This window comes from Neobacillus sp. YX16, from assembly GCF_030123505.1.
In the GTDB taxonomy this organism is placed as follows: domain Bacteria; phylum Bacillota; class Bacilli; order Bacillales; family Cytobacillaceae; genus Neobacillus.
This window is the reverse complement of the sequence record NZ_CP126115.1, coordinates 6,169,861-6,182,729: the sequence shown is the minus strand read 5'-3', so window position 1 is coordinate 6,182,729 and position 12,869 is coordinate 6,169,861. Positions and strand designations below refer to the sequence as shown.

12 protein-coding genes are annotated in these 12,869 nt (G+C 37.4%); 7 read left to right on the top strand and 5 right to left on the bottom strand.

Going from position 1 to position 12,869, the window contains the following annotated elements; all coding sequences use genetic code 11:
- The first annotated feature begins 127 nt into the window (after positions 1-127).
- Genes QNH48_RS30190 through QNH48_RS30180 form a run of 3 tightly spaced genes read left to right on the top strand, consistent with a single transcriptional unit; the run spans position 128 to position 4,154 of the window.
- Positions 128-586: a PadR family transcriptional regulator gene (locus QNH48_RS30190; protein ID WP_283953279.1), complete on the top strand. Its 459-nt coding sequence runs from the start codon at positions 128-130 to the stop codon at positions 584-586.
- 11 nt (positions 587-597) lie between these two features.
- Positions 598-2,337, top strand: a complete 1,740-nt coding sequence (locus tag QNH48_RS30185) for an ABC transporter ATP-binding protein (protein WP_283953278.1) — start codon at positions 598-600, stop codon at positions 2,335-2,337.
- Entirely contained in the window at positions 2,334-4,154 is a 1,821-nt protein-coding gene (locus QNH48_RS30180; protein ID WP_481858447.1) for an ABC transporter ATP-binding protein, read from the top strand. Before QNH48_RS30185 ends, QNH48_RS30180 begins: the two co-directional genes overlap by 4 nt.
- Before the next feature lie 50 nt (positions 4,155-4,204).
- Here the strand turns inward: QNH48_RS30180 and QNH48_RS30175 are convergent, their stop codons facing one another.
- From QNH48_RS30175 to QNH48_RS30165, 3 genes are all read right to left on the bottom strand, one after another.
- Positions 4,205-5,869 carry a peptide ABC transporter substrate-binding protein gene (locus QNH48_RS30175; protein ID WP_283953277.1) on the bottom strand — a complete coding sequence of 555 codons (1,665 nt, stop codon included), beginning with the start codon at positions 5,867-5,869 and terminating at the stop codon, positions 4,205-4,207.
- A gap of 184 nt (positions 5,870-6,053) precedes the next feature.
- Positions 6,054-6,461 carry a cytochrome c oxidase subunit II gene (locus tag QNH48_RS30170; RefSeq protein ID WP_283953276.1) on the bottom strand — a complete coding sequence of 136 codons (408 nt, stop codon included), beginning with the start codon at positions 6,459-6,461 and terminating at the stop codon, positions 6,054-6,056.
- A 112-nt stretch (positions 6,462-6,573) separates the two neighbouring features.
- Positions 6,574-7,272, bottom strand: coding sequence for a peptidoglycan recognition protein family protein (locus QNH48_RS30165; RefSeq protein ID WP_283953275.1), 699 nt, complete (start codon positions 7,270-7,272; stop codon positions 6,574-6,576).
- A gap of 169 nt (positions 7,273-7,441) precedes the next feature.
- Here QNH48_RS30165 and QNH48_RS30160 point away from each other — a divergent pair, with 169 nt between their 5' ends.
- Positions 7,442-7,582 (top strand): YrzI family small protein, encoded by a 141-nt coding sequence (locus tag QNH48_RS30160; RefSeq protein WP_283953274.1) that lies wholly within the window; start codon positions 7,442-7,444, stop codon positions 7,580-7,582.
- A gap of 251 nt (positions 7,583-7,833) precedes the next feature.
- Here QNH48_RS30160 and QNH48_RS30155 read toward each other — a convergent pair whose 3' ends face one another.
- Both QNH48_RS30155 and QNH48_RS30150 read right to left on the bottom strand, forming a co-directional pair.
- Positions 7,834-8,202 (bottom strand): VOC family protein, encoded by a 369-nt coding sequence (locus QNH48_RS30155; RefSeq protein WP_283953273.1) that lies wholly within the window; start codon positions 8,200-8,202, stop codon positions 7,834-7,836.
- Between the two features lie 26 nt (positions 8,203-8,228).
- Positions 8,229-8,594, bottom strand: coding sequence for a DUF3899 domain-containing protein (locus QNH48_RS30150; RefSeq protein ID WP_283953272.1), 366 nt, complete (start codon positions 8,592-8,594; stop codon positions 8,229-8,231).
- A 336-nt stretch (positions 8,595-8,930) separates the two neighbouring features.
- On the opposite strand from QNH48_RS30150, the gene QNH48_RS30145 reads away from it, so the two are divergent.
- The 3 genes from QNH48_RS30145 (at position 8,931) to opp3C (ending at position 12,858) form a co-directional block, all read left to right on the top strand.
- Positions 8,931-10,598, top strand: coding sequence for a peptide ABC transporter substrate-binding protein (locus QNH48_RS30145; protein WP_283953271.1), 1,668 nt, complete (start codon positions 8,931-8,933; stop codon positions 10,596-10,598).
- Between the two features lie 173 nt (positions 10,599-10,771).
- Positions 10,772-11,698, top strand: coding sequence for an oligopeptide ABC transporter permease (gene opp3b, locus QNH48_RS30140; protein ID WP_095247424.1), 927 nt, complete (start codon positions 10,772-10,774; stop codon positions 11,696-11,698).
- A gap of 5 nt (positions 11,699-11,703) precedes the next feature.
- Positions 11,704-12,858: an oligopeptide ABC transporter permease gene (opp3C, locus tag QNH48_RS30135; RefSeq protein WP_133369839.1), complete on the top strand. Its 1,155-nt coding sequence runs from the start codon at positions 11,704-11,706 to the stop codon at positions 12,856-12,858.
- The last annotated feature ends 11 nt before the right edge of the window (positions 12,859-12,869 follow it).

Here is a 12,869-nt window from a genome sequence, read left to right as displayed (position 1 = left end):
ATTTAATTGAAATTTTGGGATTTGCTCAAACAGGGCAAATCCTTTTTTGTATATTTTTATCGATTTATTACGATGATTTTAAACGATATATCGATTAATATTATCGATATAATTAAGGAGGAATAAAATGAAAAGACGGAGAGGATTTGTTCAAGTAGCTATTCTGCATTTGTTAAATGAAGAATCCATGCATGGGTATCAAATCATGAAGGGGCTGGGAGAACGGTCAAATGGTGCTTATTCAGCCAGTGCTGGAACGGTATATCCTGCACTTCAAGAATTAGTAGATCAAAATTTAATTGAACTAGATACTGAATCGGATAAAAAGACCTATTCGATCAATGAGAATGGCAAAAAACGATTAGAGGAAAAACGTGTGGAAGGCGATTTTTGGATTGAGTGGAAAGAGAGAATGATGTGGAGGAAGTCAGAGGAGTCTGTTCAATTAAGGGCGGCAATGGATCGGTGGGAAGCAGAATTTCGAAAAGCGATGAAACAAGCACGAGGGAATCCAGAAAGTGTATTTGAATTAATCGCCTTTATCGATGAAATGACCGATCGTTTGAAAAAGAAAAGCACGAAGTAAGGGGAAATTTCATGAAAGCCATGAAAAAATTACTACACTATATTGGACCATACAAGTTTTTTGCCATTTTAGGACCACTTCTAATGTGTATAGAAGTGCTGATGGATCTGCTGCAGCCAACAATTATGCAGAAGATGATTGATACAGGCATTGCCAATCAAGATAATGCGTATGTTATAAAACTTGGTCTTCTAATGCTGCTTAGTGCGTTTATCGGTCTAATTGGCGGGGCGGGGAGTTCTATTTATGCTGCAAAATCCGCTGTCCATTTTGCTACTGATATTCGCCGTGATGTGTTTAAAAAAATAGGAAATTTTTCAAATCAAAATACAGATTCATTCGGTACTGGCAAACTAATTACCATAGCGACAAGTGATGTGGAGACACTAAAACAGGCAGTTATAATGACATTACGTATGTTTATACGGGGACCTTTGTTGTTTATCGGATCTGTTATCATCGTTTGGATTACTGCCCGAGAACTATTTCCAGTGCTGCTTGTATCCATACCTATTCTGATGGCTTGTATCTATTTCTTTTCAGTAAAGTCAGGGAAGCTTTTCTTGAACGTGCAAAAAGCCATGGATCAGGTGAACACAAAGCTTCAAGAAATGTTAGCGGGTATTCGAGTAATCAAGGCATTTGACCGCCAAGATTATGAAAAGTACCATTTTAAAAGTGTCAATGATTTATTAATGAAACGTAATATGACCGCTGAACAGCTTATTTTAACCATGATGCCGATTATGATGTTCATTGTTAATCTAGGAATCATTGCTGGACTCTGGATGGGGGTAATAAAGGTAAATGAAGGTACCCTCCAGGTTGGGGTTATTTTAGCCTTTATTAACTACTTAAACATTATGATAAATGGATTAATGAGCAGCAGTCATGTGTTAATGCAGATTGCCCGTTCTTTTTCCTCCGCTGAGCGAATTAATCAGGTTCTTGAAACAGAAATTGATATTAAGGAACCTAATCAACCGGTTTCGGTCTCTAAACTAAGTGGAGAAGTTGAATTTAGGAATGTGAACTTCAGCTATAGTAAAAATGGGAAATATGTCCTTCAAAACATTTCATTTAAAGCAAGTGCTGGTCAAACCATTGGGATTATTGGTTCAACGGGAAGCGGGAAATCAACCCTAGTTAAACTGATTCCGCGTCTATATGATCCTGATTCTGGAGCTATTCTTATTGATGGGGTAAACATCAAGGATTTTTCGCTGGAAAAACTCCGTACAGAAATCGGGTTTGTTCCACAAAAGGCGACTTTATTTTCAGGCACCATTGAGGACAATTTACGATTTGGAAAAGAAGAAGCAACCATTACTGACTTAAATCAAGCGGCCCAATCAGCGGTTGCCAGTGAATTTATCGATAGGTTTGATGATAAATTTGAACATTCACTTATGCAAGGAGCAACAAATCTGTCAGGAGGTCAAAGACAGCGATTAGCGATGGCGCGTGCCTTTATTCGCGATGGCAGTATTCTGATTCTCGATGATTCTACTTCTGCCATTGATGCTTTATCAGAGGCAGCGATACAACAGGTATTAAAACAAGCTAATTCCCATACGACGGTGTTTATTATTTCATCAAAGATTTCCTCCATTAAGGATGCGGACCAAATCCTTGTGATGAAGGATGGGGAAATTGAAGCCCAAGGTACACACGATGAATTACTGAAAAATAGTAAAGTTTATTGTGATATATATACTTCACAGAGTGGATTGGAGGTTGAATATGGATGAGTAAATCAGCTTCACAACACAATCCCAATTTTATGAATAAAGTCCGTGGTCCGAGAGGGTTAAGCGGACCGGTTGTAAAGGCAAAGGATTGGAAGGGAACGATAAAACGGATTTGGCTGTATATGGAGAAGCAAAAAACAGCGCTAATAGCATCAATTATATTTGTCATTGTCTCAACTTTATTGGGTCTTTTGGGCCCATATATGATTGGGGTTATTATTGATAAATATATTATTCCAAAGGATATTGCCGGAACGCTAAGATTTTTGGTTTTCCTTACAGCAGTCTATAGCGCGACTGCATTGTTTACTTGGCTGCAATCTTTTATGATGGTTCGGGTATCGATACAAACGATACGGAATTTGCGGCAGGATTTATTTAATAAGTTTCAAACCTTATCTTTACGATTTTTCGATAAACGAACACATGGCGATTTAATGAGCAGGGTCACGAATGATATAGATAGTTTGAATAGTGCCCTAAGTCAAAGTATCATACAAATCTTCTCATCGATATTGATGCTTATAGGTGTGGCGATTGCAATGTTTTCCCTTAATTGGGTGCTGGCCATTGTGGCACTTTTAATTATTCCATTAATCATTTTTACCACTAAAAAGTTGATTACCTACAGCAGCAGTCATTTTATTAAAAGGCAGCGAGATTTGGGTGAATTAAACGGATTTATTGAAGAAACAATCTCGGGTAACGAAGTGATAACGCTATTTGGAAAAGAAGGAAAAATGAATCAGCAATTTTCAGCAGTGAATGAACGTCTGCGTCAATCCGCTATGGATGCGGATACGGTATCTGGATATCTCGGACCTGTTAATAATTTTATTAATAATTTAGGACTTTGTTTGATTATTGCGATTGGAGCTCTCATGACAGTTCAGGAATTGGCTTCTGTTGGAATTATTGCGGCCTTTGTAACCTACTCTCGTCAATTCTTTAGGCCGATTGCACAGCTTTCTAATTTATTAAATATGTTCCAATCGGCAATAGCTGGTGCGGAGCGTGTATTTGAAATCATGGATGAGACGCCGGATTTAGTAGATAAGGAGAATGCAATCATTGTAGATTCATTTAAAGGCGAGGTTGAGTTTTCCCATGTCCATTTTGGTTATGAGCAAGAAGTGCCTATTTTGAAAAATATTGATTTTCGTGTCAAATCGGGTGAAAAGATTGCTCTTGTTGGTCCAACAGGATCAGGGAAGACAACGATTATTAATTTATTGATGAGGTTTTATGATGTGACCTCTGGTGTGATTAAACTGGATGGCCGGGATATTCGTGATTATCAAATAAGCGGGCTGCGGAAAAAAGTCGGAGTTGTGCTTCAAGATACATTCTTGTTTTCAGGAAGTATTATGGAAAATATTCGATATGGCCGTTTAGAGGCAACAGATGAGGAAGTCATAGCGGCAGCAAAAATGGCATCTGCACATCAATACATTAAACATTTGCCTGAAGGCTATCATACCCCTATTACGTCTGGTGGATATAATTTAAGTCAGGGGCAGCGTCAATTACTAGCTATCGCCAGGGCGATTTTGGCCGATTCAGACGTATTGATTCTAGATGAAGCGACCTCAAGTATTGATACAACAACCGAAATCGAAATTCAAAAGGGAATCAATCAGTTAACGAAAGGGCGAACCAGTTTTATCATTGCTCACCGCCTAAAGACCATCGAAAATGCTGATCGTATTTTAGTCATACATCAAGGAGAAATCATTGAATCAGGAACACATCAAGAGCTTTTACAGAAAAAGGGATTTTACTTCAATATGTATGATAGTCAGTTCATTCATCAATAAAGAAAGGGAGAAATACCAAATTGGCATTTCTCCCTTTTACTATAAATATTTTACTCTTCGCCTACGTCAGCCCATTTATATTCGTATGTTGCACCGAATGGGTTCACAAATACACCTTGAACTTTTGGTGAAATCAATTGTGCACGAGAAGCCTGGTAAACAGGAGCAATGGCTGCATCTTCAAATAGCACTTTTTCAGCTTCTAAGAAGTTTTTATAACGTGCTTCTTGGTCAGTCGCAAGTGTTGAAGCGGTATCTTTTACTAGCTTGTCATATGTTGGGTTGGAATAACCTGTCCAGTTGTTTCCACTGTCTGTCGTCCATAGGTTCATGAAAGTATATGGATCAAGGAAGTCAGGGCCCCAACGAGATAGCTGAAGCTGGTAATCCATCGCTGTGTCTAAAGCGAGACGCTGCTTTTTCGGTACTTGTTTGATCGTAACCTTTAATCCTTCTAAATTCGTTGAAAGCTGGTTAGCAACGTATTGAACAAGGTTCTTTGTTGTCTGGTCATCATCTGCTAAGAACTCAAGTTCAACTGTATCAGTTCCTAACTCTGCCAATCCTTTTGCCCAGAATTCCTTCGCTTCCGCAAGGTCATATGTCACAAGGTCACCGCTTACTTTACGGAAATCCTCTCCTGAACCTGGCATTGGCGTGAAGTCTCTTGGAACCAATCCATTCGCTGCGATGGATCCATTGTTTAAGATCTCTCCTACTAATGCATCTTTGTCAAATGCACGGCTAAGTGCAGCACGGATATTTTTATTTGCTAATGCTTCTGATTTAGTTTGATTAAACTTTAAGAAGTAAACGAATGTATCTGCTGCAACCGCATAGTCCTCACTAGTAGAATATTGGTCTACTAAATCGGATGTTAAATCCATACGATCAACGGTTCCTTCTTCATATAGATTTAGAGCAGTTTGTGGATCTTTAACGACTTTGAACGTTAATTTATCCATTTTCACTGTTTTTGCATCCCAATAATCTTCGTTCTTCACAAGTTCCCATGAATCGCTTGTGCTTGACCAATTGGACATAACGTATGGTCCGTTGGCTAAGAGGTTTTCAGAACTTGTTGCAAATTTATCGCCTTTTTCTTCTACAAACTTTTTGTTCATTGGTAAGAATGTTCCGAAGGTTGTTAGTGTTTCAAAGTATGGTGTTGGATTTTCTAATTCAACAACAAGCGTGTAATCACCTTCAGCTTTAACGCCAAGTTGATCCACTGCCATTTCACCTTTGGTAATTGCAGTAGCATTTTTAATAACGCCACTAATCATGTACGGTCCGTATTCAGATTGTGTCGCAGGATCAACGGCACGCTGCCATGAATACACGAAATCATGCGCTGTTACCGGGTCACCATTTGACCATTTTGCATCCTCTCGTAGTGTAAAGGTCCAAGTCAGACCATCGACACTTACTTTATGTTCTTTTGCAATTCCTGGTGTAGCCTGTGTTTTTTCATCTAGTCGGTATAGACCTTCCATTGTTGCTGCTAAGTAGATGAAAGAAGATTCATCTGTTGCTAGAGAGGGGTCCATTGAAGGAATGGCTTCAGGATTTAAAAAGTTAAGTACCTTTTCTCCCTTTTCCTCCTCTTTCGCATCTGTACCTGCTGGTTCCTTTGATTCATTTCCGGAACATGCGGCTAGTACACTAAGCATCAATCCAAATGTTAAAAGCAATAACCAATGTTTGACCTTCATTCGTTTTCCCCCTAAAGTAGTTAATTCTGAATATTATCTATCTACAGAAAATTGAGACTCTAAGAATGATTATACTCATTAACTTCTTTTCTTGTAAAGTATTGTTGGATAATTTAGGTAGTGAATTATTAGCATAGATTAGTAGGAAAACAAAAAAAGCCCTGAAAATCAGGACTTTTTCCTATTAGTCTATAACTTTTAGTGAGATTTTCATTGCTTCATGGTCATCAGTAGCACCACAAATAGTAGAACAAATTAATTCATATTCCCCTGTTTTATCAGCAGTAAAAACAGAAGGAGTGTCAGCTTTGAGTTCAATTCCTAAATCCTCATTGCTAATTGTATGCATTCCCTCTTCGTTTACTAAATTAATTTTAACCTTCGACCCTTTTTTGATCGTCAATTCTTTATCAGAAGCAAATTCCCAGTTCTTTGCAGTGATTGTGAATTCCTCAGCATCTGTGGCACTTGTTGATGCATCTGCTGTTTTTGCCTCTTCTTTAGGAGCTGCTTCTTCCTTTGCTCCTCCACAAGCTGCTAAGCCAAATAGGATTGCCCCCATTATTAATAATAATAAGCCGAACTTCTTCATAGTATGTAGTCTCCTTTTCCTCTTTGTTTTTACTATTTAAATTTAAGATAGTATGTCATTGATTTCCTTGACTTAGGTCAAGAAAATCAATGTTTTAAGAGGAAAGGAGATTTTATTGCCCAGTTTCTACTATTTCCTCCATCTTATCTGTGATGAGGGGATAGAAGTTGGTCTTAGCACTATTTGTAGAATTACCACCAAAAAAACCAGTTCCAGGGCATGATTTAACATTGTAACTAGCTGTGGCATCTAAGACTCTTTCTTTGGTTTTTAAGTGCCACCAATGGTGATAAGTAATACTGTCAATAGAAGGGACAAGCCCAAACTTTATACAAAGCAAAGCATTAATGTAAATAATTGTTTCCCTTTGTTCCTTAGTCATTACATCCTGCCCAATATCAAAGTTTCCAACATGCTCAATCGCAATCCCAACAGAATTAGCATTTGGACCAATTGTTCCTTCGGGAATAACGTTAAGGGGTCTAGATACTGCTACTTTTCCATCTGGAAAGGTGGTGATGTTTTGAGCTATGTTACTCCAGCCCATCGTTTTTTTATGATGATTCTCCATACCCATCAACATGCGAAAATGATTAGAACCATTAAAGTGCTTATAGGAAGGTAACCAGGTATGATGCTGTTGGATTAACCGTATTTCTCGGTTAACTTGTGTGTTTGATAACCAATCCTTGAATTCCTCTCTCGTCATTAGGATATGCTGTCCTTGGATTTCAGTTGCATGAACAGGAGCTATAGGCAGGAAAAGTAAACTTAAAATGACTCCAACAATAAGTACAAGTTTTTTTCTCATTTTGGTATCCTTTCAAACCTTTTAGGTTTAGTTTGTAGAACACCCATAAGATTATTCTTAAAAAAAATTTGCATCATTTCCCCAACACTTCATTGCCTTTAAACGTTATCTAGATGAGAACGATAAATAACAAACTTACCTAATTGAATTTGAGAAGGAGGAATTACCCATGACCTTAAATATTCTCTTTTTCACCATAATCATAAAACCCCGTAAAGTTACATTAGATGAAGCAATTCATAGAGAAATGGTTGAAAAACGTATGCAGGAGAATTTGGATCGTTATTTTCACATGATGGGCAGGTATTAAGATTTATTTACACAAATGCAATGTTAAAGCTTATTATTGATTTTGGCACTCTGTTGATTTGTGCGGAAGGCGCGAGACTCCTGCAGGAGGACGGGACAGGGGAGACCCCGCAGGCGCTTTAGCGTCGAGGAGGCTTCCCGAACCGCCTGCGGAAAGCGAAGCGCCTGGAGCACAAATCAACAGCCAAGTTTAATAGAGCCTACACAAAAGAAAAGAGACCGAATTTTAATTTCGGTCTCTTGGGCAAATAACTATACGTCAAATTCACTCATTAATGCATGCGTATTATCTTCACTGTCCTTAAAAAAGGCCATCCATGTTTCTGTTTGTCCCATTTTTGCAATAAGGTGTGGTTCGTCGATAAATGTAACTTCCTTACGTAACAATTCTTCATAAGCTGCATGAATATTTTCAACTTGAAAGTAGATAATGGAACTGGAATGAGCGAATTCCTCTTTTTCAGGTACACTTAGCAAAAGACGCAAACCGTGGCAGTCGAAGAATGCTAATCCGTTTGAGGAAAATAAATGAGGAAGTCCAAGTTTTTCTTTATAAAACTGTACCGCTTGATCCAGATTCTTAACAGGTACCGCAATTTGTCCAACTTTTTGAATTTCCATAGATAGATTCTCCCTTGCAGGTTATTTTAAAATGCATAGTATAAGAAAAGTAAAAGGATTAGCAGCACGAGCAACGAAATAGCTTGGAATTTAAGACTTTGATAGATAGAAGCATTAAAGTTTTCAGAAGGAAGTGGCTTATCTAGATATTCTTCGAGATAACCATTTCGCGTAAACATTATACTTTTAAATCTTCTAAATCCAAATGTAACGCCGTCAAAAAAGCCTCCTTTTGAGGTATACATAAATAAAACAATAATCAGGTAAACAAAGCAAAGATAAAATAACGAATTAATAAAGTGCAGGAGATTATAGTCGGCTGCAAAAATTAGAAAGAATAAACAGGTTAATATAATATTAATTACTAAAAACTTCCATTTATTCTTGAGCATTTTCATTCACCTTTTCATTTATAAAATTATTTTAGACATGCAATAAATAATAAAGGTATTTTAACCCAATACGCTTATAAAGTATACTTTATCTATTTTCATCTATTAAAAAAGAAAGCGCATTCTTATTTTAGAATAAATTTTTTTCGGTCATCCTCTGGAAAGGTATTGTTATATCAACTGTAATGTTGTTGTAATCTATAATAATATAATAATTTTTTGACTCTTTTATATATTTAGTCTTTACAAGAGTAGTTGAAAAATAGTATGATTTCCTTAGCTTCTTTTTTAAGAGCGAATTTACAGAAAAATAAAACAATAGGAGGTCATTTTTTTATGAAGAAAAAATTTGCATGGCTTTTAGCCCTAAGCCTAGTACTTAGCATGTTTTTAGCGGCTTGCTCAGGCAACAAGGAAACAGCTGATGATGATAAAAAGCCAGCTGAAGATGCGCCAGAAGTAGAACAAGTGTTAAACTTTATTAATGGTGACACGATCCCTTCTATGGACCCTGGTATGGTAACTGATGAATACGGTATCCAATTCACGGCTGCTATTATGGAAGGTTTATACCGTCTTGACGAAAGCGGAAAGCCTGTTGAAGGTATGGCTACTAAGCACGAAGTAAGTGATGATGGTAAAACTTGGACTTTCACATTACGTGAAGATGCAAAATGGTCAAATGGTGAACCTGTAACTGCAAACGACTTCGTATTTTCTTGGCGTCGTGCAGTAGACCCAAATCAAGGATCTGAATATGGTCCATACATGATGGGCGGCGTTATCAAAAACGCAACTGCTGTTAACAAAGGTGAAGTTCCTGTAGATCAATTAGGTGTTAAAGCTGATGGCGATTTCAAACTAGTTGTTGAACTTGAAAACCCAACTCCATATTTTGAATCATTAACAACTTTCCCAACTTTCTTCCCATTAAATGAGAAGTTTGTTACGGAAAAAGGTGACACATATGCAACTAGCGCTGATACATTATTAGCTAACGGACCATTTAAGTTCGCTTCTTGGACTAGTACTGCTAATGAGTGGGAATTAGTTAAGAACGAAACTTACTGGGATGCGAAAACTGTAAAATTAGAAAAAATGACTTATGTTGTAGTAAAAGAAGCACAAACTGGTGTTGACTTATATGAAAAAGGTGAAGTTGACCGTGCTGGTTTATCATCTGACCTAGTTGATACATACTCAACTCATGATGATTACACAGTACAACCAGATAACTCCGTATTCTATATTAAGATGAACCAAACTAAAAACCCAGCTCTTAAGAACGTAAACGTACGTAAAGCAATCTCTAGAGCATTTGATAAGCAAGCATTAGTAGATGAAATCTTAAACAACGGTTCTATCGTTGCTAACGGTTTAGTACCAAAGGATTTCTTCCCAACTGCTGACGGTAAAGACTTCCGCGAAGTTAGTGGAGACCTTGTGAAATTTGACGTTAAAGAAGCACAAAAGTTCTGGGAAACAGCTAAAACTGAACTAGGAACTGATACAGTTGAAATCGAATTCCTTGGCGGCGACAACGATGTTTCTAAGATGATGAACCAATACCTTGCTAACCAATTGTCTACTAACCTGCCTGGTTTAAAAGTTACTTTAAAAGAAGTACCATTTGAACAACGTCTAGAATTAGACACAGCTATGGATTATGACATGCAGTTTGCTGGATGGGGACCTGACTTCCTTGATCCATATACCTTCATGAATCTTTGGTTAACTGGTGGCGGAAACAATCAAATGGGCTACTCTAACCCAGAATATGATAAGTTAATAAATGATACTGCAACAACTTTAGCTTTAGATCCAGAAGCACGTATTGACAACTTCTTAAAAGCAGAAAAAGTTTTATTTGAAGATGCAGCTATCGCTCCTGTATATCAAAGAGCTGGTGCTCTACTAGTTTCTCCAAAAGTACAAGGTGTGTTTACAAATCTATTCGGAGCAACTTACGAATACAAGTGGGCTAGCGTTGGTGCTGAAGAATAATCAGCATTAAAAAAGATTATATAGTACGTTATTATTAAAAATTGAAGGGAGTGTATGCTGTTAAAGCATATACTCTCTTTTCTCCTGTTTGGACTTGAATATTCCGATTATAACAAAAATTTATAATCGACAAGATATAACATATAATAAAGAGAAATTTAGGAGGTGCAAACATGACTCGATATTTACTTCGTCGCGTATGGTATATGCTAATAACATTATTTATTATTGCGACATTCTCGTTCTTTCTTATGAAAATCTTGCCGGGGAGCCCGTTACAGGCAGAAGATAAATTGACTGAAGAACAAAAAGAAATTATTTTAGAAAAATATGGATTGAATGATCCAATACCTGTTCAGTATGCCAAATATCTTGGCGGACTTGTAAAAGGTGATTTGGGTGTATCCTTTAAATTTGATAATACACCGGTAACAACAATCTTGTTTGATAGAATCGGGCCATCTGCACTATTAGGTTTTCAGGCATTAGTGATAGGCTCTATCTTGGGAATATTCCTTGGATTAATGGCCTCAATCTTCCGAAATAGTCCGATTGACTTTTCATCCACAATCATTGCGGTTATCGGAACCTCGATACCTTCGTTTGTATTTGCAGGATTATTACAATATGTTTTTGCAGTAAAATTAGGCTGGTTCCCGGTTGCTCTTTGGGGCACACCTGCACATACCATTTTGCCAACGATCGCTTTGGCCATTCATCCGATGGCAACAGCTGCTCGTTTTACAAGAACAGAAATGGTAGAAGTGTTACATTCTAATTACATCATAACGGCACGTGCTAAAGGTGTTGCTGAATCTGGAATTATTTTAAAACATGGATTACGTAATGCACTTATCCCGTTAATTACAGTATTGGGTCCAATGGCAGTTGGTTTGATGACAGGCTCAATGGTTATTGAGCAAATTTTTGCGATTCCTGGTATTGGTGAGCAATTCGTTACATCTGTAATGGTAAATGACTACCCAACCATTATGGGTACAACATTGTTATTTGCGTTTGGCTTTATTGTGATTATCTTAATCATTGACCTCCTATACGGATTAATTGATCCTAGGATAAGACTAGCAGGGGGGAAATAAGTAAAATGGATAAAAATAACCTAAATAATATACCAAAAGATTTATTTGTCCCTCTTGTTCGTAAGGAGGATACGAGCGATAAGATTTCAGCTCCCAGCAGAACGTTTTTTCAGGATGCGAAAAGAACCCTTTTCAATAATAAACCTGCTGTTTTCAGCATGATTCTTATCCTGTTTATTATCATCATGAGTATTGTCGGTCCATGGATGACCAATTATGGTTCCGATGAACAGGATTTAAACAGGGCAAAAATGCCTCCACGTGTACCGGCTTTGGAGAATGTCTCTTGGCTTGGTATGAATGGTACTTTATCTGGAACGTTCCAAGGTAAAGATGTTCAGCAGGCAACGGCCAAGGCAAATGCAAGATTTGATAATAAAGAAGAGTTTATTGATCTTGAAGTCATTAATAAAGGTGACGGCACTAGAAATTCTGCTGAAGTGAAAGCTACCTATCGTATTTATGAAGCGAAAGATATGAAAGACACCTATTTCTGGTTTGGCAGTGATGCCTTAGGGCGTGACCAATGGACAAGGCTTTGGGAAGGTACAAGGGTTTCTTTAATTATCGCTTTTGTTGCTGCACTTCTTGACCTTGCCATTGGAGTTTCTTATGGTGGGATTTCTGCATTTTATGGTGGAAGAGTTGATAATATCATGCAGCGAATAGCCGAGATTTTAGTTGGTATTCCTAACTTGGTCATTATCCTCTTAATGATGCTTGTTCTTAAACCAGGTATTATATCGATTGTTATTGCGTTGTCAATAACAGGCTGGATTGGTATGTCCCGGATTGTCCGTGGTGAAGTATTAAAGTTAAAAAATCAAGAGTTTGTTTTAGCTTCAAGAACTTTAGGAACATCTAATGGTACTATTATTAGAAAACACTTGGTACCAAATATCAGTGGTATTATCATTATTAACACAATGTTTTCTGTTCCAGGCGCAATCTTTTTTGAAGCATTCTTAAGCTTTATCGGATTAGGTATTGTTCCTCCAGATGCTTCACTTGGTTCTTTAATTGACCTTGGGTTTGATAACCTCAGACTTTATCCATATATGCTCGTGTTCCCGGCAATTGTAATCTCTGTTCTTATGATTGCATTTAATATCGTTGGTGATGGTTTGAGAGATGCATTCGATCCGAAAATGCATAAATAAGAAGGTAGGTG